At 63.6% G+C, this 24,364-nt stretch carries 25 protein-coding genes; 17 read left to right on the top strand and 8 right to left on the bottom strand.

The genetic code is table 11. The annotated features are described in order from the left end of the window. Positions 1 to 40: 40 nt before the first annotated feature. A complete protein-coding gene (locus HL671_RS03620; RefSeq protein WP_172235631.1) occupies positions 41 to 877 on the top strand; it encodes a quinoprotein dehydrogenase-associated SoxYZ-like carrier in 837 nt (278 codons plus the stop codon). Between the two features lie 23 nt (positions 878 to 900). On the opposite strand, the gene HL671_RS03625 is transcribed toward HL671_RS03620, so the two are convergent. Continuing rightward, the gene (locus tag HL671_RS03625) at positions 901 to 1,260 is read right to left on the bottom strand and encodes a hypothetical protein (protein ID WP_012045845.1); all 360 of its coding nucleotides are present in this window, start codon (positions 1,258 to 1,260) and stop codon (positions 901 to 903) included. A gap of 86 nt (positions 1,261 to 1,346) precedes the next feature. Between HL671_RS03625 and HL671_RS03630 the strand changes: the two genes are divergently transcribed. From HL671_RS03630 to HL671_RS03645, 4 genes are read left to right on the top strand one after another with little or no spacing between them, the layout of a single operon-like run. Further along, the gene (locus HL671_RS03630; RefSeq protein WP_172235632.1) at positions 1,347 to 2,342 is read left to right on the top strand and encodes an ABC transporter substrate-binding protein; all 996 of its coding nucleotides are present in this window, start codon (positions 1,347 to 1,349) and stop codon (positions 2,340 to 2,342) included. Then, positions 2,342 to 3,079 carry an ABC transporter permease gene (locus tag HL671_RS03635; protein ID WP_172235633.1) on the top strand — a complete coding sequence of 246 codons (738 nt, stop codon included), beginning with the start codon at positions 2,342 to 2,344 and terminating at the stop codon, positions 3,077 to 3,079. Before HL671_RS03630 ends, HL671_RS03635 begins: the two co-directional genes overlap by 1 nt. Then, positions 3,069 to 3,779 (top strand): ABC transporter ATP-binding protein, encoded by a 711-nt coding sequence (locus HL671_RS03640; protein WP_012045848.1) that lies wholly within the window; start codon positions 3,069 to 3,071, stop codon positions 3,777 to 3,779. The genes HL671_RS03635 and HL671_RS03640 overlap by 11 nt, the downstream gene beginning before the upstream one ends. Before the next feature lie 36 nt (positions 3,780 to 3,815). Further along, complete coding sequence (locus tag HL671_RS03645; RefSeq protein ID WP_012045849.1) at positions 3,816 to 4,166, top strand: hypothetical protein; 351 nt, start codon at positions 3,816 to 3,818, stop codon at positions 4,164 to 4,166. Positions 4,167 to 4,184: 18 nt separating this feature from the next. Here HL671_RS03645 and HL671_RS03650 read toward each other — a convergent pair whose 3' ends face one another. Next, positions 4,185 to 4,397 carry a hypothetical protein gene (locus HL671_RS03650; RefSeq protein WP_012045850.1) on the bottom strand — a complete coding sequence of 71 codons (213 nt, stop codon included), beginning with the start codon at positions 4,395 to 4,397 and terminating at the stop codon, positions 4,185 to 4,187. A gap of 209 nt (positions 4,398 to 4,606) precedes the next feature. On the opposite strand from HL671_RS03650, the gene HL671_RS03655 reads away from it, so the two are divergent. Continuing rightward, on the top strand, positions 4,607 to 4,915 hold the full coding sequence (locus HL671_RS03655; RefSeq protein ID WP_012045851.1) for an EthD family reductase: 309 nt from the start codon (positions 4,607 to 4,609) through the stop codon (positions 4,913 to 4,915). A gap of 296 nt (positions 4,916 to 5,211) precedes the next feature. Here HL671_RS03655 and pqqA read toward each other — a convergent pair whose 3' ends face one another. Together pqqA and HL671_RS03665 are read right to left on the bottom strand one after the other, a co-directional pair. Next, positions 5,212 to 5,292 (bottom strand): pyrroloquinoline quinone precursor peptide PqqA, encoded by an 81-nt coding sequence (gene pqqA / locus HL671_RS03660; protein ID WP_009031067.1) that lies wholly within the window; start codon positions 5,290 to 5,292, stop codon positions 5,212 to 5,214. Between the two features lie 353 nt (positions 5,293 to 5,645). Beyond that, entirely contained in the window at positions 5,646 to 6,038 is a 393-nt protein-coding gene (locus HL671_RS03665) for a hypothetical protein (protein ID WP_210263754.1), read from the bottom strand. A gap of 263 nt (positions 6,039 to 6,301) precedes the next feature. Between HL671_RS03665 and HL671_RS03670 the strand changes: the two genes are divergently transcribed. From HL671_RS03670 to HL671_RS03680, 3 genes are read left to right on the top strand one after another with little or no spacing between them, the layout of a single operon-like run. Beyond that, on the top strand, positions 6,302 to 7,966 hold the full coding sequence (locus tag HL671_RS03670) for a methanol/ethanol family PQQ-dependent dehydrogenase (protein WP_012045854.1): 1,665 nt from the start codon (positions 6,302 to 6,304) through the stop codon (positions 7,964 to 7,966). 24 nt (positions 7,967 to 7,990) lie between these two features. Continuing rightward, a complete protein-coding gene (locus HL671_RS03675) occupies positions 7,991 to 8,329 on the top strand; it encodes a c-type cytochrome (RefSeq protein ID WP_172235634.1) in 339 nt (112 codons plus the stop codon). Continuing rightward, positions 8,326 to 9,264 carry a substrate-binding periplasmic protein gene (locus HL671_RS03680; RefSeq protein ID WP_172235635.1) on the top strand — a complete coding sequence of 313 codons (939 nt, stop codon included), beginning with the start codon at positions 8,326 to 8,328 and terminating at the stop codon, positions 9,262 to 9,264. Before HL671_RS03675 ends, HL671_RS03680 begins: the two co-directional genes overlap by 4 nt. 20 nt (positions 9,265 to 9,284) lie before the next feature. On the opposite strand, the gene HL671_RS03685 is transcribed toward HL671_RS03680, so the two are convergent. After that, positions 9,285 to 10,232, bottom strand: coding sequence for a helix-turn-helix domain-containing protein (locus tag HL671_RS03685; RefSeq protein ID WP_172235756.1), 948 nt, complete (start codon positions 10,230 to 10,232; stop codon positions 9,285 to 9,287). Positions 10,233 to 10,638: 406 nt separating this feature from the next. On the opposite strand from HL671_RS03685, the gene xoxF5 reads away from it, so the two are divergent. The 6 genes from xoxF5 to HL671_RS03715 all read left to right on the top strand — a co-directional run bounded on the left by xoxF5 (position 10,639) and on the right by HL671_RS03715 (position 17,975). Then, positions 10,639 to 12,444: a lanthanide-dependent methanol dehydrogenase XoxF5 gene (gene xoxF5 / locus HL671_RS03690; RefSeq protein ID WP_012045858.1), complete on the top strand. Its 1,806-nt coding sequence runs from the start codon at positions 10,639 to 10,641 to the stop codon at positions 12,442 to 12,444. A gap of 129 nt (positions 12,445 to 12,573) precedes the next feature. Then, a complete protein-coding gene (locus tag HL671_RS03695; protein ID WP_012045859.1) occupies positions 12,574 to 13,053 on the top strand; it encodes a c-type cytochrome, methanol metabolism-related in 480 nt (159 codons plus the stop codon). 66 nt (positions 13,054 to 13,119) lie between these two features. Continuing rightward, positions 13,120 to 14,229 (top strand): S-(hydroxymethyl)glutathione dehydrogenase/class III alcohol dehydrogenase, encoded by a 1,110-nt coding sequence (locus HL671_RS03700; RefSeq protein ID WP_012045860.1) that lies wholly within the window; start codon positions 13,120 to 13,122, stop codon positions 14,227 to 14,229. Between the two features lie 33 nt (positions 14,230 to 14,262). Then, positions 14,263 to 14,826, top strand: a complete 564-nt coding sequence (gfa, locus tag HL671_RS03705) for an S-(hydroxymethyl)glutathione synthase (protein ID WP_012045861.1) — start codon at positions 14,263 to 14,265, stop codon at positions 14,824 to 14,826. Between the two features lie 360 nt (positions 14,827 to 15,186). After that, positions 15,187 to 15,639, top strand: coding sequence for a (2Fe-2S)-binding protein (locus HL671_RS03710; RefSeq protein ID WP_012045862.1), 453 nt, complete (start codon positions 15,187 to 15,189; stop codon positions 15,637 to 15,639). Between the two features lie 2 nt (positions 15,640 to 15,641). Next, positions 15,642 to 17,975, top strand: coding sequence for a xanthine dehydrogenase family protein molybdopterin-binding subunit (locus HL671_RS03715; protein ID WP_172235636.1), 2,334 nt, complete (start codon positions 15,642 to 15,644; stop codon positions 17,973 to 17,975). A gap of 72 nt (positions 17,976 to 18,047) precedes the next feature. Here HL671_RS03715 and HL671_RS03720 read toward each other — a convergent pair whose 3' ends face one another. Further along, positions 18,048 to 18,422 (bottom strand): transposase, encoded by a 375-nt coding sequence (locus HL671_RS03720; RefSeq protein WP_172235637.1) that lies wholly within the window; start codon positions 18,420 to 18,422, stop codon positions 18,048 to 18,050. Between the two features lie 295 nt (positions 18,423 to 18,717). On the opposite strand from HL671_RS03720, the gene HL671_RS03725 reads away from it, so the two are divergent. After that, positions 18,718 to 19,656 carry an acetamidase/formamidase family protein gene (locus tag HL671_RS03725; protein WP_172235638.1) on the top strand — a complete coding sequence of 313 codons (939 nt, stop codon included), beginning with the start codon at positions 18,718 to 18,720 and terminating at the stop codon, positions 19,654 to 19,656. A gap of 8 nt (positions 19,657 to 19,664) precedes the next feature. Here the strand turns inward: HL671_RS03725 and ccoG are convergent, their stop codons facing one another. After that, the gene (ccoG, locus tag HL671_RS03730; RefSeq protein WP_172235639.1) at positions 19,665 to 21,158 is read right to left on the bottom strand and encodes a cytochrome c oxidase accessory protein CcoG; all 1,494 of its coding nucleotides are present in this window, start codon (positions 21,156 to 21,158) and stop codon (positions 19,665 to 19,667) included. Positions 21,159 to 21,653: 495 nt separating this feature from the next. Then, positions 21,654 to 22,448, bottom strand: a complete 795-nt coding sequence (locus HL671_RS03735) for a fumarylacetoacetate hydrolase family protein (protein WP_172235640.1) — start codon at positions 22,446 to 22,448, stop codon at positions 21,654 to 21,656. Between the two features lie 1,104 nt (positions 22,449 to 23,552). Here HL671_RS03735 and HL671_RS03740 point away from each other — a divergent pair. Further along, positions 23,553 to 24,167 carry an SOUL family heme-binding protein gene (locus tag HL671_RS03740; RefSeq protein WP_012045868.1) on the top strand — a complete coding sequence of 205 codons (615 nt, stop codon included), beginning with the start codon at positions 23,553 to 23,555 and terminating at the stop codon, positions 24,165 to 24,167. Positions 24,168 to 24,364 lie beyond the last annotated feature (197 nt).

Below are 24,364 nucleotides of genomic sequence, written 5' to 3' on the forward strand. Positions count from 1 at the left end.
TGATCGTTAGCTCAGCAGACCACTCTCGGAGGATTGTGCCATGATCGGGCTACGCCTGCCGTCCCTATCGTTTCTCAGCGCCGGGCTTCTTGGCGCAAGTCTCGCGTTCTGCTTCGCACCTGCGAAGGCCGCTGAGGGGTACGATCCATGGCCGGGGCTGGTCCAGGACGTCTTCAACAACAAGCCGATGCAGGACGGTGCCAATGTCCTCTCGATCGAGATGCCGGCCCGCGCCGAGGATGCGTCGGTGGTACCGGTCACTCTTCGCAGCAAGCTGTCGCCTGCCGATGAGCGCCGCATCAAGACCATCACGCTGGTGATCGACCAGAACCCGGCACCGATGGCGGCCAAGTTCACCCTCGGCGCGGACGCCAATGTGACGGCGATCTCGACCCGCGTGCGCGTCAACAACTACACGGATGTGCACGCTGTGGCCGAGCTGACCGACGGCCAGCTCTATGTCGTCAAGACGTTCGTCAAGGCCTCCGGCGGCTGCTCGGCGCCGGCCGCGAAAAACCCGGACGAGGCCAAAGCCCGTATCGGCCAGATGCGCTACCGGCAGTTCACGCAAGCTGGCGACGGCGCCACGAGCGGCATCCGCGAAGCGCAGGTCATGGTCGGGCACCCCAACAATTCCGGGCTGCAGATGGATCAGCTGACGCAGCTCTACATCCCCGCCTTCTTCGTCGATCAGCTGACCCTGTCACAGGACGGCAGCCTGGTGCTGTCGGTGGAGGGCGGCATCTCGATCTCGGAGGATCCCAACATCCGCTTCACCTATGTGTCGAACGGCGCCAAGCACTTCCGCGCCGAGGCCAGGGACACGCAAGGCCATGTGTTCGAGCATGAATGGCCGGCGGAGGGCTCAGGCACCTGATGGCATCGCATGGCCGCAAGGCGTCAGAAACACCTCACCTCGGCTTCGGCCTGGGCACGGCGGAGATCGTTGAGCGCGCTGGCGGCCTGCTCGGAAGTGCGGAACTGGGTGCCGAGATTGCTGCGCACCTGGGACATGCTGAGAACAGTTTCCGCGGTGACGTAACGCTCATAGGGAATGATCGACGCGATCACGTCGATCGAACAGGAGCACTGCGTGATCGATTGACGGGATTCGCCATTGGCCTTCATGCAGCCGAACACATATTCGGCGCGCGCGGAGGTCGGATAGTCGTTGAGCTCGTCGGCGCGAGCCGCCCCGCCCACGCCAATCAACGCAAGACAAACGGCGACAATCGGTCCTACCTGAACAACACAGCGCATCACAGTCCTCCGCAGCATCGCAGCCAAAGCTATGCTAAGGAAACGAGGCTGAAAAGAACACATCTCGAGGAAATGCAGACGGGCTCATGAGGCGGATCAGTCATTTCCAGATCAGTCATTTGTTGATCGCATTACTTGCCTGCGTCGGGCTGCCGGTCTCCGCGGGCTGCGCCACTGAGACCGTCAAGGTTGCAGTGCAAAAGACCGGAACCTTTGCCTGGGAACTGGCCGTCATCCGAGCCCATCAACTGGACAAGCAGGCCGACATTTCGATCGATGCCGTCGAGCTCGCAAGTCCCGAAGCCGGCAAGATCGCGCTACGCGCCGGCAATGCCGATATCATGGTATCGGACTGGTTATGGGTGTCACGCGAGCGTGCGCTCGGCGCGAAGCTGACCTTCACGCCCTATTCGAGTGCGCTCGGCGCCGTGATGGTCCCGGCAAACTCGCCGATCAAGACGTTGTCCGATCTCAAGGGGCGCAAGCTGGCGGTGGCCGGCGGTCCGCTCGACAAGAGCTGGCTGTTGCTGCAGGCCTCACTCAAGCGTGATGGGATCGATCTGAAGTCGCAGGCCGCGATCAGCTATGGCGCGCCGCCGCTGCTGGCCGCCAAACTGGCGGACGGTGAGATGGATGCGGGCTTGAACTACTGGAATTTCTGCGCGGCGCTGGAAGCCAAGGGCTTCCGCCGTCTGACCGGCGTCGAGGATCTCCTGGCTCCGTTCGGCGCCAAGGGCCGCACGGCCATGATCGGCTACGTTTTTGACGAGGACTGGGCCGGCAAGCATCGCGATCTCGTGGCTCGGTTCCTCTCCGTCACCGCCAAGGCCAAGGAGATCCTGGCGGCGTCCGATGCCGACTGGCAGACAATCGCACCGCTGACCGGCGCGCCTGACGACGCCACCTTGCGGGTCTATCGCGACCGCTACCGCGAAGGCATTCCACGCCGTCCCGTGGCCGAGGAAGAGGCCGACGCCCGCATTCTCTATGGAGTGCTCGCCGCGATCGGCGGACGCGATCTGGTCGGCCCTTCGCCCGAGCTCAGTCCCGGCACCTATTACAGGGCGGATGCGAGGGATTAGTGCTGCGACTGTTATCCTTTGCGCTTCTGCTGGCCACCTGGTGGATCGCCGCCGCCGTCGCCGGCAGCGTCAAGCTGCCGCCGCCATCGGCGGTGCTGGCGGTCGCGATCGCGGAATCGCAATCCGGCGCGTTGTTTCTGCATCTCGGCGCCACGCTGGCCCGCGTCACCCTCGCCTTCACGCTGTCGATGGCGATCGGATCGGCGCTCGGCTACTGGATGGGGCGCAGCCGGCTCGCCAATCGCCTTGGCGATCCCTGGCTGATCCTGCTGCTCAACCTGCCTGCCCTGGTGGTGATCGTGCTCGCTTACATCTGGGCGGGGCTGACCGAGGTCGCCGCCATCGCAGCGATCGCGATCAACAAGCTGCCGACCGCCGTGGTGACCTTGCGCGAGGGCGCCCGCGCACTCGATCCAGCGCTCGATGAAATGGCCAAGGTCTTCGCCTTTCCGCGCGGCCGCATCCTCCGCCACGTCCTGCTGCCGCAGCTCGCACCTTACATCGCGGCGGCGGCGCGCTCCGGCCTGTCGCTGGTGTGGAAGATCGTGCTGGTCGCCGAGCTGCTCGGACGGCCCAATGGCATCGGCTTCGAGATCGGCGTCGCGTTTCAGCTGTTCGACATTCCGCTGCTGCTCGCCTACTCCCTGAGCTTCGCCGCCGTGGTGCTGGTGATCGAAGCTGTCATTGTCCAGCCGGTTGAGCGGCGCGCATCAAGGTGGCGGCTCCGTGCAGCTTGATGTCGATATCAGCTCGAAGAGCTACACCAGCGCCAATGGCAAGCGGCAGCAGGTGATCGCCGGGATGACGTTCACGCTCCGACGCGGCGAGGTCGGGGTCGTGGTCGGCCCATCCGGCTGCGGCAAGAGCACGATGCTGCGGATCCTCGCGGGCCTCGATTCCGATTATCAAGGCAAGGTGTCGCAACCCGCCGGTGCGCGGCTCGCGATGGTGTTCCAGGAGCCCCGGCTGCTGCCGTGGCGATCGGTGGAGGACAATGTCCGGCTGGCGGCGCCTGACGTTGCGGAGGACAGGCTGTCTGCCATCTTCGCCGTGCTCGAGCTCGAGGGGCATCGCAGCCATTTTCCGGGCGAGCTGTCCCTCGGCCTCGCACGTCGGGCAGCGCTGGCACGGGCATTCGCGGTCGAACCGGACTTCCTGATTCTCGATGAGCCGCTGGCCTCGCTTGACGATGCTCTCGCCGCGCGGCTGCGCGAGGAAATTGCGACATTGGTGGCCTCGCGGCCGATGATTACGCTGCTGGTCACGCACAGTATGGATGATGCGGTCCGGCTCGGGGATCGTATCTTCCTGCTGTCCTCACGACCGGCCCGGCTGCTCCACACGGTCCCGATCGCCGTGCCACGTGCGCAGCGCAGCAACGAGCTCATTGCCGCGATCAAGGCCGATCTGGCGCGATTGGATTTTTCCGTGTCATAGTCATGGCAATGATCGAGATCGACCAGGGAAAACGCCATGAGAGCCGCAACTGCCGTCACGGCAATCACCATTCTGTCGAGCCTGCCGGTCGCGGTGCACGCGCAGAGCAAGGGCATCCGGCTCTGGAATCTGACGACGGCGACGATGACCGGCTTCCAGCTCTCTCCTGCTGGCGAGAACAAGTGGGGGCCGAATCAGACGCTGAACGACAAGGACAAGGAACTCGATCACGACGAACGGCTGAAGCTGACCGGGATCGAGCCGGGCCGCTATGATGCCAAGGTCAGCTATGCCGGCGACCGCCAATGCATCGTCCGCGGCCTCGACATCAAGGCCGAAGCCGTGATCTCGGTGGCCGACAAGGACTTGAAGGAGTGCACGAAGTAGGCAGGCGCCGGGCCGGCGTCAGGCCTTGTCGTTGCTGTGCGGGTACTCGCAGCGCCAGCGCACCGCGGTCCATTTCGGGTGTTCGCCGATCCATTGCGCGATATAGGGCGGCGCCTTCATCGCACATTGCTGCAGGGATGCGCCGCCATCGGCGAAATGGAGATGTTGCTCTTCGCATGTCGTCGGCGAGAGCACCGCACAGACGGTAATCACGAGATCTATCGGGCTCATGGCTCGGTCCTTCGATAAGCCTGATGCACACTACCTCAAAATACGACATCCGGCCGCATCGGTTTCTCTTTACGCCACAATTTGTCGAGGGAACCGCGGCAGAAGCACGTTCAAGCGGCGGATCCGGTCCTGGCGCTTGATCCGGGCGTGCGGATCGGCTGCAATGGCGGCGGTCGATCGACCTCAAGAAACGATTTTGGAGGAAGCAGATGCCCAAGGTTCTCGTGCTCTACAAGACCCCGAAGAGCGCCGAAGCATTCGACAAGCACTACATGAATGTCCACGTACCGCTGGCGAAAAAGATCCCTGGCCTCAAGACCTACGACATCAGCCGCGGCCCGGTGAATGGACCGGCGGGAGCCACCAACATTCACCTCGTGGCGACGCTGACATTCGATTCGATGCAGGCGTTGCAGGCGGGCATGGGCTCCGCCGAGGGAAAGGCTGCCGCGGGAGATCTGCCTAATTTTGCTGATGGCGGCGTCGACCTTTACATCTTCGACACCCAAGACGTTTAGGCGAACCGAACAGCAGATTTGGGCGAACGGAGATCGTCCGGGCGCTGGGCCGTTGATTGTTCTTCGGTCCGGTTGCCCGTGCCAGCGGACCGGAGGAGGCGTTCAAAACTGCTGGGCCGGTCTCATGAACAGTCCCCGACCGCTGAAAGAGCTACAAGCCTGAGCAAGAACAGGTCGAGGTCTTCACAAATTAAAGCAATAACAAACTAAGCTAATAACAGACCAAGGCAATCACAGTTCCGCCAAGCCAGTCCGAAGCGGATACCACGTCCGGTGGCTTGGCGGGTCGCTAATCGTTACTTGCGCGCCGCGCAAGCATACATGTTGATTTCCATGCCAACGGGCACTTCGACGATCTTCGGGGTCTTCCAGGCCATTTCAAACTCCCAAGTTCAGACTGTCATTGACTGGCGCCTTGCTCGCGCCGGCGATTAAGCTAGGGTCGGGCCTGTCGGAACGCAAGACGCCTGCCATCACAAGTCCCGAGCATATAAGTCGACAAGAAACTTACTCGCCTCTTAGTTGTTTCGACATCGCCGGACAGCCGGTATCGTGCCGGATTGTGGGCCGAAACGTGGTCGTACACGTCAAACATCGCAGTCACGCACAGCCAATCCGGATTTCTACCGCCGGCGCGCGATATGAGCTCAGCGACCGAGCGGCGCCCCGGTCAAGGCGCCGATCCCACGCTTGCTTCACCTGCCGCAGGCGGCGGGCCCCTCTCCTCCTCTCAGGCCCCTCCTGGCTGCACGTAACAGAACACGTAACGATTGCGACTGAGGAAGATGATGCCGTGACCCGTCGGATTGCCCTTGTCCCACTTCAATTTATGGGCAGGGACTTCGATTTCGGTCCCGGTATCGATGTGCGGTCGACCACGCGGCTCATCCGGACGGTCGTCCGTGATGGTCACGTAGGTCTTGCCGTCACGCACATGAATCTCGTCGGCGAAGTAGGCATCGGCTTCGCCACAACACGAGGCTGTCGGTACATCCGGTTGCATCAAAGCCTCGTACCACTGACGTAACGCGGGATCGACGGCTCCCCATTGGCCGAGATCACGTGCACTCGCACTCACCCAAAGGCAGCAAAGCATTCCGAGCCAAAGGATGGTTCGTTTCATCCGCCTACTCCTCTGTTGCCCCGGCAGAGGTCAAGAAGCAATGTTCATGCCGCAGCGCAACATCAGAGAGGTACCAAGATGCAGCAACATATTTGGCTGAACAAACAGCGGGTTACCTACGTGTTCCGGAGAGGATGAGGAGCGTTTCCCGATCGCTCGATGGCCACTGCCCACCTTTTCATATTGACGCTTCCCGATTTCGAGGGGAGTGTTGTTCCCGCAGCGTCAGAATAGGCGCGCATCAAAAATCTTGGAGGAAATGAATGAAGCGGATCGCGCTGGCCGCAGGCCTCGCCATCTTTGCATCACATGGTGCAAGCGCGCAGAGTGCCGATCAGTTGGTCAAGGGTGCCACTGATACGGCAAACGTCCTGAACTACGGGATGGGCTACAATCTGCAGCGGTTCAGCCCGCTCACGCAGATCAACAAAGACAACGCGAAGAACCTGGTTCCGGTGTGGAATTACAGCTTCGCCGATGACCGCAGCGAGGAGTCGCAGCCGCTCGTTTATCAGGGCGTGCTCTACGTCACGACTCACAACGCCACGATGGCGGTCGACGCCAAGACCGGCAAGCAGATCTGGAAGAGCAAGATCGACTATCCCGCCGAGACGCCGCGCGTCGTGTGCTGCGGCATCATCAACCGCGGTGCCGCCCTGTTCGACGGCAAGGTCTTCCGCACAACGCTCGATGCCAATGTGATCGCGCTCGATGCCAAGACCGGCAAGGAGCTGTGGCGTCAGAAGGCCGCCGACATCAAGGAAGGCTATTCGATGACCGTGGCGCCGCTGGTGGCGGACGGCGTCGTGATCACGGGTATCTCCGGTGCCGAGTTCGGGACCCGCGGCTTCATCGATGGCTGGGATCCGGCCACGGGCAAGCATTTGTGGCGTACCCACACCGTTCCCACTCCGGACGAGCCCGGCGGCGACACCTGGAAGGGCGACACCTGGAAACTGGGCGGTGGCTCGACCTGGATCACCGGCTCATACGATCCCGAGCAGAACACCGTGTTCTGGGGCGTCGGCAACCCCGGTCCGTTCAACGCGGCGGTGCGGCCCGGCGACAATCTCTACACCTGCTCGGTGCTCGCGCTCGACCCCAAGACCGGGAAGATGAAGTGGCACTTCCAGTTCTCGCCGAACAATCCGTTCGATTATGACGCGGTCGCGGAGATGGTGCTCGCCGACATGAACGTCGAGGGCAAGCCGACCAAGGTGCTGATGAACGCCAACCGCAACGGCTTCTTCTACGTGCTTGATCGCTCCAACGGCAAGCTGCTGGCTGCCAACCCCTATGTGAAAGTCAACTGGGCCTCCAGCATCGATCTGAAGACCGGCAAGCCGGTCGAGACCGATGTCACGCGTGATGCGCGCGAGGGCAAGAAGGTCACGGTCTATCCGTCGATCCTTGGCGGCAAGAACTGGCAGCCGATGTCGTTCAATCCGCAGACCGGACTGGCTTACGCCAACACCCTCGTCTTCGGCGGCCACTACAAGACCGAGCCTGCCACCTACAAGGCCGGCGAGTGGTATCTCGGCATGGATCTGACCGATCTGTGGGATTGGCCGGAAGGTCCGCGTGGCCAGCTCAAGGCCATCGATCCCATGACCGGCAAGACCAAATGGGAGCAGCCGAGCGACATTCCGCGCTTCTCGGGCGTGCTGTCGACGGCCGGCGGCGTCGTGTTCTCGGGCAAGCTGACGGGCGAGTTCGAGGCCTTTGATGCCGACAGCGGCAAGAAGCTGTGGCAGTTCCAAACCGGCTCGGGCATCGAGGGGCAGCCTGTCACCTGGCAGCAGGATGGCGTTCAGTACGTCGCCGTCACCTCCGGCTATGGCGGTGTCTATTCCCTGTTCTCCGGCGACGAGCGACTGGCCAATGTGCCGGCGGGCGGCTCGCTGTGGGTTTTCGCGGTCAAGAACTGAGTTTGGACGCCCGTGAGACAGAACATGTTCATGAGAACGGCGGCGACCTTCGCCGCCGTCGTGGCGACCTCGAGCATCCTCTCGACCGCCGCCTTCGCCCAACAGGATGAGACTGCTGCACACGGCCAAGTGGACCTCGGCAAGACGACATTCGCGCAGAAATGTTCGCATTGCCATGGCCCGAACATGGTGAACTCCGGCACGGTCACACCGGACTTGCGCCGGTTTCCTGACGACCAGCCACGCTTCGTGACCACCGTGAAGCAAGGCAAGAACGGCCGCATGCCGCCATGGGGTGACATTCTCAGCGATGATGAGATCACCGCTCTTTGGGCCTATGTTTCGAGCCGGAGAGCGCAATGACGCGCCGTCTCGCTTGCTGGGTGGCCGCCTGCATGATTTCAACAATGTCGACAGCGGCTTCGGCCGCTGACGACGTGTTGCGCATCTGCCTGGACGAAAATCTTCCACCGCTCTCGGCGCATCATCGCGGTCAGCCAGGCAGCGGTTTCGATATTCTCCTCGGACAGGCGATCGCTGAACGTCTCGGCAAGAAGCTCGAAATCCAATGGTTCGAAAGCAAGCTCGACGAGGATTCCAGTCCGGCTCTGGAAGCCAATGCACTGCTTTCGGACGGCAGATGCGCGCTGCTCGGCAGCTATGCCTTCACCCAGGATGGACTGGTCCAACCCGGCGTCAAGACGGCCAAGCTGCCGGATTTCGATGGCGCGACGCGTGACGATCGCCGGCGCCGCATCCCGCTGGGCGCCTTGATACCGAGCAAGCCCTATCTGTTCTCGACACTAACGGTCGTTCTCGGACCTGCGGCAGCACAGCGCCGAATCAACGACATTGGAGATCTCGCTGGGCTGCGCCTCGGAATCGAGAGCGGCACATTGGCTGACGCGATCCTGATGACGTTCGACAAGGGACGGTTGATCGAGGACATCACCCATCTGATTCCGACGCGGGATGATTTGTTGGGGGCGCTTGAACGAGGCAAGTTCGACGCAACGCTGCTCGACAGCCGGCGCTTCGATGCCTATCGGGCCGCTCACCCTGAGACGAAGCTCGCCGGATCCGGCTATAGCTATCCAATCGGCGTGAACCGTGGCTATGTCGCGCTGTCCAGTTCGTCAGACCTGCTGACAGCTGTCAACAAAGTATTGTCGGACCTGGAAGCTGCCGGAACTCTGGCCGATCTTGGTCGGTCGGCGGGACTGACCTACCTGCCTGCACGCGAGCCGATCGTGCTCGGCGATGCCTTCCAGAAGATCATCCGGAGCGGCGCGCGCTGAAGCGCGTCGCGCCTGGACGCTCAGCGTGCTGCCGTCTTATGAACCGATGACGGCACGACGCCAAAATATTTGCGGAACACGCGGCTGAAATGGGACGAGCTCGAAAAGCCCCATGAGAACGCAACATCGGTGATGGTCTTGCCGCTCTGCGTTTCCAGCTCTTGCCGGCAATGTTGCAGCCGGGCTCGCCAGATGTAGTCGCTGACCGTCATGCCGCGATCGCTGAAGACCATGTGAAGGTAACGCTTGGTACAACCAAGAGCTGCCGAAATCTGATCGATGCAAAGATCCGGATCGCGCAGATGCTCGCGAATGAAGGCTTGCGCCCGGATGTAAACGGCCTCGGGCCCCGCACGGTCCAACATCCGATCGGCTTCCCGCAATGGCAACAACAACAGATCGATGAGCGATTCAGCGACGCTGGCCGCCGAGTTGGGCGACAGCCGAGTCGCCTCGTCAAAAGCGGCATGCGTCACGTCATGCGCGATCCGGCCCGTTCCGCTGCGCGCCGACAATTTGTACGCGGGCATTTTTTCGGACCGGAAGCCGCGCTCCTGCAGCAACTCCTTCGGCACGATGACGACATCGTGGCGCGTCAGCGCGGGGCTGACGATCGTGTGCGGCGACGAGACATCATAGGCAAGACAGTCGCCCGGTCCGATCTCGATCTGCCGGCCATCCTGCTCGAAATAGGAGACGCCATAGGTCTGGAACAGGATCTTGATGTAGGGATGTGCCGTATCTCGCGCTCGCGCATAGGTATGTGCGATGCGGTGCTGGCTGGCCTCGATCTGGCAGAGTTTCAGGCGCGAGACGGTGGTGAAATTGATGCGGCCTTCGAATGACGCCCCTTCCAACGGGTCGATATCGAAACGTCCGCAAAGATCGGTCAGTGCATCTGACCAACGTTGAATCTGGCTCTTCGGCGAGAACCCCGAAGTACTAAGCGAGCGGATCGTATCGGACATATTCATCCACCGATTCATGAGCGAAACGCAACGGGTCCGCCGCAGGACGGCGGACGAGATTGCAGCCGGATTACTCCCATTTTAAGGCCGCGCGAGCGTGCGCGGCAAATCGGTTCCAAAGATGTCCCCGGTGATCCTCCGCCTTCATGTCTGCAAGGTCAAGGGAAACATCAACCCCCGGTGGAACCACGGTGCTGCAAATTGATGCTACGCAACAAGAATGGGCCTCATGTTGCGGGCCAGCAAAGCAAAATCTCCTTCAAAATCTTCTGTTGGCTTCACTCTTGAGCAAGCGCTTTTCTCTATTGGGCAAGTTTCCCGATCCGGAAGGGGATAATCAATGATGCCGAAAACGAATACTGGGCCGCGCAATGCGGAACCTCAGTTGAACCCGGGAGGAAAGACGATGCGAAAGGTACTACTCGCAACTTGTCTGACGTCAGTCGCGGCGCTTGCCGCGGGTGGCGCATGGGCCAGCGAAGAGCTGGTCAAGATGTCGGCCAACCCGAAGGACTGGGTGATGCCGGCAGGAGATTACGCCAACACGCGTTACTCCAAGCTCAACCAGATCACCGCCCAGAACGTCGGCAAGCTGCAGGTCGCGTGGACCTTCTCCACCGGCGTGCTGCGCGGCCACGAAGGCGGCCCGCTCATCGTGGGCAACATGATGTATGTGCATACGCCGTTCCCGAACAAGGTGTATGCCATCGATCTGGCGCAGGACAACAAGATCGTCTGGCGGTACGAGCCGAAGCAGGATCCGAACGTCATTCCGGTGATGTGCTGCGATACGGTCAATCGCGGCGTCGCCTATGGCGACGGCAAGATCTTCCTGCACCAGGCCGACGACAAGCTGGTGGCGATCGACGCCAAGACCGGCCAGCACGTCTGGACCGCCGTCAACGGCGATCCGAGCAAGGGCCAGACCGGCACCTCCGCTCCGCTCGTCGTCAAGGACAAGGTCCTGGTCGGCACCTCCGGCGGTGAGTTCGGCGTCCAGTGCAGCATGACCGCTTACGACATCAAGAGCGGCAAGCAGGTCTGGAAGGCCTACTCCGAAGGTCCGGATGACCAGATCCTGTTCGATGCCAACACCACCTCGCTCGGCAAGCCGGTGGGCAAGGACTCGAGCCTGAAGACCTGGCAGGGCGATCAGTGGAAGACCGGCGGCGGCTGCACCTGGGGCTGGATCTCCTATGATCCGCAGCTCGACATGGTGTATTACGGCTCGGGCAACCCCTCGACCTGGAATCCGAAGCAGCGCCCAGGCGACAACAAATGGTCGATGACGATCTTCGCGCGTGCGGCCGATACCGGCGTGGCGAAGTGGGTCTATCAGATGACGCCCCACGACGAGTGGGACTATGACGGCGTCAACGAGATGATCCTGTCGGACCAGGCGATCAACGGCCAGCCGCGCAAGCTCCTGACCCACTTCGATCGTAACGGTCTCGCCTACACCCTCGATCGCACCAATGGCGAGTTGCTGGTCGCCGAGAAGTACGACCCGAAGGTGAACTGGACCACCGGCGTCGACATGGACAAGAACTCTGCGACCTACGGACGTCCGAAGGTGGTCGATCAATACTCGACCGACAAGCAGGGCGAAGACGTCAACACCAAGGGCATCTGCCCCGCCGCGCTCGGCACCAAGGACGAACAGCCCGCCGCCTATTCTCCGGACACGCAGCTGTTCTATGTGCCGACCAACCATGTCTGCATGGACTACGAACCCTTCAAGGTGAGCTACACTGCAGGTCAGCCCTATGTCGGTGCGACGCTGTCGATGTATCCGCCTCCGGGTGAGAGCCATATGGGCAACTTCATCGCCTGGGACGGCAAGACCGGCAAGATCGCCTGGTCGAACAAGGAGCCGTTCTCGGTCTGGTCGGGTGCGCTCGCAACCGCTGGCGGCGTGGTGTTCTACGGAACGCTGGAAGGCTACCTCAAGGCTGTCGATGCCAAGACGGGCAAGGAGCTCTACAAGTTCAAGACTCCGTCCGGCATCATCGGCAACGTCACGACCTATGAGAACGGTGGCAAGCAGTATGTCGCCGTGCTCTCGGGTGTCGGTGGCTGGGCCGGCATCGGTCTTGCGGCGGGCCTGACGGATCCGACCGCCGGTCTCGGTGCGGTCGGTGGCTACGCAGCGCTGAGCAACTACACCGCTCTCGGCGGCACGCTCACCGTGTTCTCGCTCCCGCAACAGTGAGCTGACGGTCTGCTTCCGGCGCATGGACATGTCCATGCGCCGGTTCGCTACCCCCAAACTTAAGGGAAGACGCCCTTGCGTAAGATCTGTTTTGCGGCCGCCACGGCTCTGAGCCTGGCAGCCGGCGGAATGACTGTCGTCGAAAAAGCCTGGGCGGAAGCCCCGGGCGACGCGACGGCCGTGAAATCCGAAGATGGGAAGTATTTCGATAAGGATGGGAATCCGACCTACAAGGTGACCGCCGACGGATCGGTCGATTGGTACACCTACTCCGGATACCGCCGCTACCACTCCGAATGCCACGTCTGTCATGGGCCCGACGGCATGGGATCGACTTATGCGCCCGCGCTGAAGGATTCGGTCAAGAACATGAGTTATGGCGATTTCCTCGGCGTCGTCGCGAGCGGCCGTAAGAACATCAGCACGGCCCAGGAGAACGTCATGCCCGCGTTCGGCGACAACCCGAACGTAGCCTGCTACATGGACGATCTCTACATCTACCTGCGCGCCCGCAGCAATGACGCGGTGGGTCGCGTTCGCCCGGCCAAGCACGAGGACAAGCCGCCAGCCTATACGGAAGCGGAAAACTCCTGCATGGGCAAGAAATGACTGACGACGGGGTCCGCGACCCGGGCAGCATCGCGGGCTCAAGAGAATGAAACAGGAGTTTAAGACATGAAGACGCGCGCCGCGGTCGCTTTCGAAGCCAAGAAACCGCTGGAGATCGTCGAGGTTGACCTCGAAGGACCGAAGGCCGGTGAAGTGCTGGTCGAGATCAAGGCGACCGGCATCTGCCACACGGATGCCTATACGCTGGATGGTTTCGACAGCGAAGGCATCTTCCCGTCGATCCTCGGCCATGAGGGCGCCGGCATCGTGCGCGAGGTCGGTCCCGGCGTGACCTCGGTCAAGCCCGGCGATCATGTCATTCCGCTGTACACACCGGAGTGCCGCCAGTGCAAGAGCTGCCTCAGCCGCAAGACCAATCTCTGCACCGCAATCCGCGCGACGCAGGGCAAGGGCTTGATGCCGGACGGCACCTCGCGCTTCAGCTATAAGGGTCAGACCATCTACCATTACATGGGCTGCTCGACCTTCTCCAACTTCACCGTGCTGCCGGAGATCGCGGTGGCGAAGATCCGAGAGGACGCGCCGTTCGACAAGAGCTGCTACATCGGCTGCGGCGTCACCACCGGCGTCGGTGCGGTCGTCAACACGGCGAAGGTGGAGCCGGGCTCGAACGTGATCGTGTTCGGTCTCGGCGGCATCGGCCTCAACGTCATCCAGGGCGCCAAGATGGCGGGGGCCGACAAGATCATCGGCGTCGACCTCAATGACGGCAAGGAGGAATGGGGCCGTCGCTTCGGCATGACCCACTTCGTCAACCCGAAGAAGGTCACCGGCGACATTGTTCAGCATCTGGTCGCGCTCACCGATGGCGGCGCCGACTACACCTTCGACTGTACCGGCAACACCACCGTGATGCGCCAAGCGCTCGAAGCCTGCCACCGCGGCTGGGGCGAATCGATCATCATCGGCGTCGCCGAGGCAGGCAAGGAGATCTCTACCCGCCCATTCCAGCTCGTCACCGGGCGCGTCTGGAAGGGCACTGCGTTCGGCGGCGCGCGTGGGCGCACCGACGTCCCCAAGATCGTCGACTGGTACATGAACGGGAAGATCGAAATCGACCCGATGATCACCCACACGCTCAAGCTCGAAGAGATCAACAAAGGCTTCGACCTGATGCATGAGGGCAAATCGATCCGTTCCGTCGTCGTGTTCTGACCCCAAGCACGCAACCATGAGGAGGACTGCGCCATGACTGTCCACATCCACCCGTACGTCGACAACGGCGTCAAACAGGGAAGCGGCCACTTTGCCGGCGGCACCCTGGTCTGCAAGTGTCATGACCGGCCGGTGAAGGTCGCCGTCAAGGGCGACGTCGCCCACAACCACGCCTGCGGCTGCACCAAGTGCTGGAAGCCTTCCGGCGCGACCTTCTCGGTCATCGCCGTGGTTCCGCGGCAGAACGTCACGGTTCTGGAGAACGGCGACAAGCTCAAGATCGTCGATCCCTCGGCGGTCATTCAACGCTACGCCTGCACTGGCTGCGGCACCCACATGTACGGCCGGATCGAGAACACGGGTCACCCGTTCTACGGCCTCGACTTCATCCATCCCGAGCTGTTCCAGGAGCAGGGCTCGGCGGCCCCCGCGTTTGCCGCCTTCGTCTCCTCGGTGATCGAGTCGGGCGTAAAGCCGGAGCAGATGGGTGAGATTCGGGCTCGGCTGAAGGAACTGGGGCTGGAGCCCTATGACTGCCTGTCGCCGGCTCTCATGGATGCGATTGCCACCCATGTGGCGAAAGCAAAGGCGGCCTGACGGCCGCAGCAGACCAAGCGTATGAACTGAAGCGTTCCTTCCTGAAGACTTGGTGCCTCGCCTGCCCCACGCCGGCGAGGCATTCTTTTTCTGCCGTCGTTCTGAACCCGCGACCGCGCTTCGTAGCGACGCATCGCTTGATGTTCCGCGTTTGCATTGCAGCGGGCTGCACGCTCTGCCCTCGCCTGCCCTGACAGCACACGCGCCTGTGTAGACCGATGCCCATCCCGGTCTGCTATCATGAGTCGTTCTCCGACAATTCTCAATCAAGCCGGCGCGCGCAGCAGGGACATGTGGTCTCGCGCGCGTCCACCAAAGATCAGAACTGACGACCATTGGTCCGACAGAGCGAGGGCGAACATGATCAAGGTGAAAATCAACGGGCAGGAGCAGAGCTGGGATGGTGATCCGAGCCTGCCGCTGCTGTGGTATCTGCGCGATGAGCTCGGCCTGACCGGCAGCAAATATGGCTGTGGCCAGGCGCTGTGCGGTGCCTGCACCGTGATGGTCGACAAGGAAGCTGCGCGAGCCTGCATCACTGCGATCTCGGATGTGGCGGGGCGCGAGGTCACGACCATTGAAGGCCTGCATCCGACCGGCGACCATCCGGTGCAGAAGGCGTGGCGACAGGTCAACGTGCCGCAATGCGGCTTCTGCCAGGCCGGCCAGATCATGCAGGCGGCCGCGCTGCTCAACCAGAATCCGAAGCCGTCGCATGACCAGATCAGGGACGCGATGTCCGGCAACATCTGTCGCTGCGGCTGCTATCAGCGCATCGAAAACGCGGTTCATCTCGCCTCGACGGGAGTGTGATCATGACCATCATCGCAAATCCCGACAGCGCAACATCCGCCTCGCGGCGCGGCTTCGAGCGGCATCTCAAGGTCGAGAACGTCTCCCGCCGCGCCATCCTGCAGACGCTCGGCCTGGCCGGCGGCTTCGTGCTCGCCGCCCCCCTGCTGTCGCGGCCGGCCTTCGCCGCCTATGAGACCGGCGCCGGCAAGATGCCGCATGGCACGGTGGTCGATCCCAAGATTTTCGTGTCGATCGCGCCCGACGGCATCGTCTCCATCCTCGCCCATCGTTCCGAGATGGGCACCGGCGTGCGCACCAGCCTGCCGCTGATCGTGGCGGAGGAGATGGAGGCCGACTGGACGAAAGTGCGCGTGGTGCAGGCGCCCGGCGACGAAGTGAAGTTCGGCAACCAGGACACCGACGGTTCGCGCAGCACGCGGCATTACCTGCTGCCGATGCGCCAGATCGGCGCCATGGCGCGCGCGATGCTCGAAGCCGCCGCAGCCAAGCGGCTTGGCGTGCCCGCAAGCGAGGTGAAGGCCGTCAACCACGAGGTCGTGCACAGCGCCAGCGGCAAGCGCCTCGGCTTCGGAGAGCTTGCGGCCGACGCGGCCAATCAGCCGGTCCCCGCCGTCGACAGCGTGCAACTGAAGTCGCCCAAGGACTTCCGTTATCTGGGCAAGGGTCAGGTCAGCATCGTCGATCTGCACGACATCACCGTCGGCAAGGCGCGTTACGGCGCCGATGTCCGCCTGCCCGGCATGAAATACGCCGTCATCGCCCGGCCGCCGGTGACAGGCGGCAAGGTGAAGTCGTTTGACTCGGCCGAAGCCCTGAAGGTCCCCGGCGTCGAACAGGTTCTCGAGGTCAAGGGCTGGCCGTGGCCGTCGAAGTTCCAGCCGCTCGGCGGCGTCGCCGTCGTCGCACGCAACACCGGGGCTGCGATCAAGGGCCGCGACGCGCTCAAGGTCGAGTGGGACGACGGGCCCAACGCGGCCTACGACTCGGTCGCCTATCGCGCCGAGCTCGAAGCCGCCGCGCGCCAGCCGGGTCTGGTCGTGCGCCAGGAGGGTGATGTCGAGGCCGCGCTGAAGTCGGCCGACAAGATCGTCACCGGCGAGTACTACTTGCCGCACTTCGCTCATGCCAGCATGGAGCCGCCGGTCGCGGTCGCCGACGTGAAGGGCGACAAGGCCGAGATCTGGGCGCCGGTGCAGAGTCCCGGCGGCACCCGCGAGGACGTCGCCAAGACGCTGCAGCTCCCGCCGGAGAACGTGACCGTCAACGTCACCCTGCTCGGCGGCGGGTTCGGGCGTAAATCGAAATGCGACTTCGCGCTCGAAGCCGCCCTGCTCTCCAAGACCCTGGGCGCGCCGGTCAAGGTGCAGTGGACGCGTGACGACGACATCCAGCACGACTTCCTGCACACGGTCTCGGTCGAGCGGATCGAGGCCGGGCTCGACAAGAGCGGCAAGGTCGTCGCCTGGCGTCATCGCAGCGTCGCGCCGACGATCCTGTCGACCTTCGCCGCCGGGGCCGACCACGCCGCGCCGTTCGAGCTCGGCATGGGCCTTGTCGACATGCCTTTCGAGATCGCCAACATCCAATGCGAGAACCCGGCCGCCAAGGCGATGACCCGGATCGGCTGGTTCCGCTCGGTCTCGAACATTCCGCGCGCCTTCGCCGTGCAGTCGATGGTCGGCGAGCTCGCGCATGCCACCGGCCGCGACCAGAAGGACATGCTGCTGGAGCTGATCGGCACGCCGCGCGTCGTCAAGCTCGCTTCGGTGAAGGATCTCTGGAACTACGGCGAGCCCTATGAGAGCTACCCGATCGATACCGGGCGGCTGCGCCGCGTCGTCGAGTTCGTCGCCGAGAAGGGCAATTGGGGCCGCTCGCTTCCCAAAGGCCATGGCCTCGGCATCGCCGCGCATCGCAGCTTCGTCAGCTACATCGCCACCATCGTGGAGGTGTCGGTCGACGACAAGGGCAAGCTCTTGGTACACCAGGTCGACAGCGCGATTGATTGCGGTGTCTTCGTCAACCCCGAGCGCATCCAGTCGCAGCTCGAGGGGGCGGCAATCATGGGGCTGAGCCTCGCCAAATATGGCGAGGTCAGCTTCAAGAACGGCCGGGTGCAGCAGCGCAATTTCGACGACCATCCGGTGGTCCGGATCGACGAGGCGCCGCTGGTCACCAACGTGCACATCGTGCCCGCCGATGCCGACACGCCGCCGAGCGGCGTCGGCGAGCCGGGCGTGCCGCCATTTGCGCCGGCGCTCGCCAACGCGATCTTTGCCGCCACCGGCAAGCGTCTGCGCGCGCTGCCGATCGGCAATCAGCTCGCGACGTGAGCTGATCGACCTCACATCATCATCGGCCGGAGCGATCCGGCCGATGATCCCCCCCAGCAGAGCAACGAAAGATCAGCGCCCGTAGCGCACCGAGGCATAGCGGCCGATGACGGCGCCGCGCGCCTGTCCCGGCGTGCCGGCGCCGCCGTGAGGCGTGCTGCCGCAATCTTGGCGCAGCGGCCGCGGAGCAGGCTTGTCGGCGCGCGCCGAAGTCGGCCGGACGCCGACGAGCTTGGTCACCAGCGTGCGCAGTCGCTGGTTCTCGATCTCCAGCTCCTTCAAACGACGCAGGGCAGGACTGCTGAGCCCGCCATAGCGCTGGCGCCAGCGATAGAAGGTGCGCAGCGAGACGCCCGCCGTGCTGCAAATTTCGGCAACCGGCACGCCCGATTCCGCCTCGCCCAGCAGAACCAGAATCTCGTGCGCGGTGTGCTGACAACGTCGCATGCTCGAGCCCCCTGCGCTGCCCTTGGCGGCATTCTCGCATGGATTCCATGAGCTTGATAGGCGCCCCGGGCGACCGCCCGTCGTGCCCGCGCGGCGCGACGGCGACGTGGCGCGAGGTCATGAGACCGTCGCGCCAGAACGGCGGCTCGCCGACCATTGGCAAAATTGACACGAGCGCAGGGAACCGAGCTGATCTGCCGGGACGCTGAGCAAGGCTGAACAGTTTTTGGCATTGCGCGCCGCGACATCCTACCCTGAAATCGCGTCGAAGACTCGCGCCCCACGGAGGCAGCCCTTGTCCAAACGCCACGAAATTCCCGCCACGCATGAGAGCATGGTGTGGGGCTATCTCGACAGCACCACGCCACCGGTGCTTGAAGTCGCCTCCGGCGACACCGTGACGCTGCATTCCTTCCCGGCCGGCGGCAAGGAGACCCTTCCCGAGGACCGCAGCATCGTTCCACCCGGCTATCTCACCGCGCTCGACACCCTGATCCAGGGGCCGGGCCCGCATTTCATCACTGGTCCCGTCCACGTGAAGGGCGCGCAGCCCGGTGATACGCTCCAGGTCGACATCCTCGACGTCAAGGTCAGCCAGGACTGGGGCTTCGTCTCGATCCTGCCTTTGCTCGGCACCCTGCCCGACGAGTTCACCGACTACGAGACGATCCACCCGAAGGTCGATCACGAGCGCCAGGTCTGCATCATGCCCTGGGGCACCGAGATCGCGCTCGATCCGTTCTTCGGCATCATCGCGACCGCGCCGCCGCCCGCGTGGGGGCGCTGCGGGTCGCCGGTACCGCGCAGCTTCGGCGGCAACATGGACAACAAGGAGCTGCGGCCGGGCACGACGCTGTATCTACCGGTGTTCAACGAGGGCGCATTGTTCTTCGCCGGCGACGGCCATGGCGTGCAGGGCGACGGCGAGGTCTGCATCACCGCGCTCGAGACCGGCGTCACCGGCACCTTCCGGCTCACGGTGCGCAAGGACATGGACATCACCTGGCCCTTCGCCGAGAACGCCACCCATCTGATGTCGATCGGCCTCGACGAGGATCTCGACGACGCCGCCAAGCAGGCGGTGCGCGAGATGGTCAAGCATGTCTGCGCCCGCACCAACCTGTCGCGCAATCAGGCCTACATGCTGTGCTCGCTGGCCGGCAATCTGCGCGTGACCCAGCTGGTCGACGGCAACAAGGGCATCCACATGCTGCTGCCGAAGGCCTATCTGTAGTCCCTCCTCTACCGGTCGATGAAGCGATCGTGCGCGGTCAAAACGACCTGACCGCCGGCCCCGATGGCCTGGAAGGTGACATCGGCGTCGCGCGGCTCGGGCATGGTCAGCGTCACGCGCAGGGTCTCGGAGCCGTCCGGCTCGACCGTGATCGCATCCGCCGTCGCGTGACCGACAATCGCGAGCGCCGCGTCGACGCCGCTGATGCCGAGCGTGAAGCTCTGCACGGCCGCCGACTTGTTGAGCAGCTTGACCGTATAGGCGTTGCGGACCGAACCATCCGACAGCCGCACCGACATCGGATCGCGATCGTGCTGCACCGAGAGTACGGCGGTGGTCTTGGTCACAAACGACACCGCGATGATGCCGGCCAGCGCGACACAGGCGAGCGCGAGCCCGACCGTCTTCGGCCGCAGCAGCCGCGACACACGCGGCTGGCCCGCGCGGCCGCGCTCGATATTGTCCCAGCTTTCGTAGTCGATCAGGCCGCGCGGACGGTCGAGCCTGGCCATCACACCATCGCAGGCGTCGACGCAGAGGCCGCAATTGATGCAGGCAAAATTCGGCCCCTGGCGGATGTCGATGCCGATCGGGCAGACCGCGACGCAGGCGCCGCAATCGACGCAATCGCCGGCCGGCAACCCCTGCGAGCGGGCCTCGGCGGCCTTCTTCGCCGACATCCTGACCTCGCCGCGATAGTCGCGGTAATTCACGGTGAAGGCTTCGGCGTCCCAGATCGCGCCCTGCAGCCGCGGCCACGGGCACATGAAGGTGCAGACCTGCTCGCGCGCGAAGCCGGCCAGGCCATAGGTCGTGCCGGCGAACACCAGCGTCCAGGTCAAGGCGGTCGGCGACATCTCGCCATGAATGACGTCGCGGACCAGTTCCGGCGCGTCGGTGAAGTAGAAGATCAAGGTGCCGCCGGTGAGAAGCGCGATCATCATCCACAGCGCGTGCTTGGTCGCGATCTGCGCCACCCGCTTCGTCGTCAGCGGCGCACCGATATTCTTCAGCCGCTGCCGGCGATCACCTTCGACCAGCCGCTCGACCAGCAGGAACAGATCGGTCCACACCGTCTGCGGGCAGGCGAAGCCGCACCACAAGCGCCCGGCCAGTGCATTCACCAGGACGAGGATCAATGTCGCCAGCAGCATCGCCGCGGTGATGAGATAGAGGTCCTGCGGCCAGATCTCGGCCGGGCCGAGATAGAGTTTTCCATGGGCGAAATCGAGCAGCACGGCCTGCCCAGGCGCATTCGGGCCGCGGTTCCAGCGGATGAAGGGCGTGACGTAGTAGACCGAGAGGGTGAGCATCAGGATCAGCCATTTGAGCCGGCGGATCGGCCCCTTGACGCCTTGCGGAACCACGGGACCGCCGAGCTGGCGTGGGGATCGTGCCGGTTTGCGGACAGGCGCTTGGCCGTGAGCCGGGGACTGGCTCTGGCCCCGCCCCTGCGCCGCGCGGCGCGTCCTGGCGTGATCGATCTCGATGGTGATGGCCACGTCTGCCCTCGTTCGCTTGCCTGTTGCAGGCGACGATAGACGGCGGCGCGAGGCGGCTCTTTGTCGGCCCACAAACTTGCGAACAGGTGGCAGCGGCTGTTTGCGCGGGAACAACGAGGCTCGGCGTCTAGCAGGCGATGAGGGAGGCGGCACCGCGAGTGCTGCGGCAGGCGCGCCATCCGATGGGATGAATGCGTCTGCCGCCCTTCTGCTGGCAAAATTGCGGTAGTGTTCGGCGTGCCGTAGCTTGCGGCCATCCTTCGAGACGCGCGCCTTCGGCGCGCTCCTCAGGATGAGGTTCGAATACGCGGAGGGATGCAGGACCCTCTCCATGAGAACGCTGCCGTAACCGGCAGCGTCCTCATGGTTTGTATGCAGCGCCAGTTGGCGCACGCGACTCATGGTGAGGAGCGCCGCTCGCAACGCGTCTCGAACCATGAGGCCAAGATTGGAACGCATCGGATTGCATCCGCATCGTCCGAGTCATGCCGCTAGTCACACGATCTTGATCGACATGTCGGGCAAGCCCTCCAGCTTGCACAAGAGCACGTCGCCCTTGACGACCGGGCCGACATTCTCCGGCGTGCCCGAATAGATGATGTCGCCGGCCTTGAGCTCGAACGCCTCGGAGAGCTTCGCGATCTGCTCGGCGACACTCCAGATCATCTTGGTGAGATCGGAATTCTGCCGGACGGTGCCGTTGACCGCGAGCGAGATCGCGCCCTTGGTGAAATGGCCGACCTTGGTTACCGGATGGATGGGGCCGATCACCGCGGCATGGTCGAAACTCTTGCCGATCTCCCAGGGCTTCTTCTCCGCGGCCATCCCGTTCTGCAGGTCGCGCCGGGTCATGTCGAGGCCGAGCGCGTAACCATAGACATGGTCGAGCGCAGCCTCGACCGGGATGTTGGTGCCGCCGGATTTCAGCGCCGCAACCAGTTCGACCTCGTGGTGATAGTTCTTGGTCAGCGACGGATAAGGGTGATCGGCGACCTCGCCGATCGCGACATTCTGGATCGCATCGGTCGGCTTCTGGAAGAAGAACGGTGGCTCGCGGTTCGGATCGGAGCCACGCTCGATCGCATGCGCCGCATAGTTGCGGCCGATGCAGTAGATGCGGCGGACCGGGAACACGCTTTGCTCGCCGACGATCGGAATGGTGGTCGCCGGCACGGCGAAGATCGGCTTCGGCCCGGCCTGTGCCGCGGCAGGGTAGGTGTCCGTCATAATCGCAGCCGCTGCGGCGGCGCTGCCGGCGACGAGAAGATCGCGGCGTGAGGTGTCTGCCATGGGTTTCCTCCTGGGATCAGCCCGTTGCGGTCGGCTGATTTGTTGGTGGTGGCGCGCCAGCATCGGCGCCCCGCTCAACTGATAAGCATATCCAGTATGCCAGCGCCACCATGCGCGCACGCGCCGTCGCCCTCGCAGCGCAACACGCGCCCGAAGCGATGCTCGAGACCCTCGCCGGAAACGCGAGGGCGCAGGGAAGGCCGGACCTCGACTGAGGCCCGTGGCCCGCCTGCGGAAAAAAATGCAGGCGGCAGGAACCACAGGTTCAGCCGGACAGACCCGGCCTTCCCTGCGCGATGGGTGAACGTCTGCTCCGAGCTCTCCCCGGGGACCGGCTTTCTTGCCCCCGTCACCTCAGCGACACGTCATGTCACTCAGGCTTGGCGCCAGCATCGGGACGCCAGGACCACACGGCTTGAACGTCCGCGAGCTGACAGTCGTCTTGCGCAACAGCGCCTGACAGACCCGCGGCCACCGCTCCCCGCCTCTCCGTATCGTGACGACGCGCACGTCCCTCTGCATGAGGCGGGATGGGGCGAGGAGAGCATCATTTCTGCAAATACGAAAGAAAGAAATTTTCGCGCTGACATCTGGACAGGGGTGATCGTGCTGAGCACGCTGCGGAATTATCGCTTTCGGCGCATCCGCGGATGCGCGCTTGCAAGAACCTGCGACGGCGGCTCGGCAGTGCAGTTGGTCTTCGCGGCTCGACTGAGTCGCCCGTCGGGTCGGTCACCGCAAGCAGCCAACGAACACGGACCCCATGGATGTGTTGCGCGCGAATTGCGGCCTTTGCCGCGATACCCTGGCCTCATGGTTCGAGACGCGCGGCCATATCGACCGCTGGATGAGCTTGACCAGTTGCACGGCGCTCCTCACCATGAAGAGCAGGTGAAGGAGGAGCGTGGCGCGATCACGTTCGTCCCGCCGCAACAGAATCGGACCTCATGCTGAGGACCCCGCCGCAGGCGGCCGTCTGGAAGGGTGGACGTGGGCGATGCACTCACCACCTGATCCGCGGGACCTCTCGCCTCGTTCCTTTGTTGACACCCAACCGAACGGCGCAATGCCATGACCGAGCCGACACCACCCAGGAGACGCCGCATGCTGATCTGGCTGGCCAGCCTTGCCATGCTCGTGATCGCCGGCGCCGCCATTGCCGCGGGGCCGCTGATGAGCCGAGTCGAACATCCCAAATACGACACCGTCAGTCGCGATGGCGATTTCGAGATCCGCGCCTATGCGCCGATGATCATTGCGGAGGCCGAGGTGCAGGGCGCACGCAAGCCGGCCATCGAGGAGGGCTTTCGCATCATCGGCGGCTATATCTTCGGTGCCAATCAGGGCAGGATGAAGATCGCGATGACCGCGCCGGTGCAGCAACAGGCAGCGGCATTGCCGGCACCGGGGGACGAGACCGGCAGCGATCGCTGGAAGGTCAGCTTCGTGATGCCGTCGAGCTGGTCGCTCGACACCCTGCCGCCGCCCGCCGACACGCGCATCAAGCTGAACTCGCTGCCGGCCCAGCGCATGGTCGCAATCACCTTCTCCGGCTCCTATTCCGACGGCATCATCGCCGAAAAGACCCGCGAACTGCGAGACTACGCGCAGCGCAAAGGCCTGACCGTCACCGGATCCCCATTGCTCGCATTCTACAACCCGCCCTGGACCCTGCCGATGCTGCGCCGGAACGAGGTGATGCTGGCGTGTAGTTGTTAGCCGGACTTTGACCCAGGCGAAGCTGCGCTCCCTCTCCCCGTTCTTACTGGGAGAGGGTCGGGGTGAGGGGCGACCACGCGCACCGACTGAGCTGAGAGTCCCCCTCACCCGGATCGCATCTATCGATGCAATCCGACCCCTGCCCGCAGGCGGGACGAGGTGCGCCACCATCGCCGTTCGATCTGTGATCAACTCAT

Source organism: Bradyrhizobium denitrificans, assembly GCF_013179005.1.
In the GTDB taxonomy this organism is placed as follows: domain Bacteria; phylum Pseudomonadota; class Alphaproteobacteria; order Rhizobiales; family Xanthobacteraceae; genus Bradyrhizobium; species Bradyrhizobium denitrificans.

Bases quoted from the DNA above. Each gene is read 5' to 3' on its own strand.
- xoxF5 (WP_012045858.1), top strand. From the start codon at position 10,639: ATGCGAAAGGTACTACTCGCAACTTGTCTGACGTCAGTCGCGGCGCTT.
- HL671_RS03670 (WP_012045854.1), top strand. From the start codon at position 6,302: ATGAAGCGGATCGCGCTGGCCGCAGGCCTCGCCATCTTTGCATCACAT.
- HL671_RS03655 (WP_012045851.1), top strand. From the start codon at position 4,607: ATGCCCAAGGTTCTCGTGCTCTACAAGACCCCGAAGAGCGCCGAAGCA.
- HL671_RS03735 (WP_172235640.1), bottom strand. From the start codon at position 22,448: ATGGCAGACACCTCACGCCGCGATCTTCTCGTCGCCGGCAGCGCCGCC.
- HL671_RS03695 (WP_012045859.1), top strand. From the start codon at position 12,574: ATGACTGTCGTCGAAAAAGCCTGGGCGGAAGCCCCGGGCGACGCGACG.
- HL671_RS03720 (WP_172235637.1), bottom strand. From the start codon at position 18,422: ATGCGACGTTGTCAGCACACCGCGCACGAGATTCTGGTTCTGCTGGGC.
- HL671_RS03645 (WP_012045849.1), top strand. From the start codon at position 3,816: ATGAGAGCCGCAACTGCCGTCACGGCAATCACCATTCTGTCGAGCCTG.
- HL671_RS03675 (WP_172235634.1), top strand. From the start codon at position 7,991: ATGTTCATGAGAACGGCGGCGACCTTCGCCGCCGTCGTGGCGACCTCG.
- HL671_RS03715 (WP_172235636.1), top strand. From the start codon at position 15,642: ATGACCATCATCGCAAATCCCGACAGCGCAACATCCGCCTCGCGGCGC.
- pqqA (WP_009031067.1), bottom strand. From the start codon at position 5,292: ATGGCCTGGAAGACCCCGAAGATCGTCGAAGTGCCCGTTGGCATGGAA.
- HL671_RS03685 (WP_172235756.1), bottom strand. From the start codon at position 10,232: ATGTCCGATACGATCCGCTCGCTTAGTACTTCGGGGTTCTCGCCGAAG.
- HL671_RS03740 (WP_012045868.1), top strand. From the start codon at position 23,553: ATGCTGATCTGGCTGGCCAGCCTTGCCATGCTCGTGATCGCCGGCGCC.
- HL671_RS03710 (WP_012045862.1), top strand. From the start codon at position 15,187: ATGATCAAGGTGAAAATCAACGGGCAGGAGCAGAGCTGGGATGGTGAT.
- HL671_RS03620 (WP_172235631.1), top strand. From the start codon at position 41: ATGATCGGGCTACGCCTGCCGTCCCTATCGTTTCTCAGCGCCGGGCTT.
- gfa (WP_012045861.1), top strand. From the start codon at position 14,263: ATGACTGTCCACATCCACCCGTACGTCGACAACGGCGTCAAACAGGGA.
- HL671_RS03625 (WP_012045845.1), bottom strand. From the start codon at position 1,260: ATGCGCTGTGTTGTTCAGGTAGGACCGATTGTCGCCGTTTGTCTTGCG.
- HL671_RS03665 (WP_210263754.1), bottom strand. From the start codon at position 6,038: ATGAAACGAACCATCCTTTGGCTCGGAATGCTTTGCTGCCTTTGGGTG.
- HL671_RS03680 (WP_172235635.1), top strand. From the start codon at position 8,326: ATGACGCGCCGTCTCGCTTGCTGGGTGGCCGCCTGCATGATTTCAACA.
- HL671_RS03700 (WP_012045860.1), top strand. From the start codon at position 13,120: ATGAAGACGCGCGCCGCGGTCGCTTTCGAAGCCAAGAAACCGCTGGAG.
- HL671_RS03650 (WP_012045850.1), bottom strand. From the start codon at position 4,397: ATGAGCCCGATAGATCTCGTGATTACCGTCTGTGCGGTGCTCTCGCCG.
- HL671_RS03630 (WP_172235632.1), top strand. From the start codon at position 1,347: ATGAGGCGGATCAGTCATTTCCAGATCAGTCATTTGTTGATCGCATTA.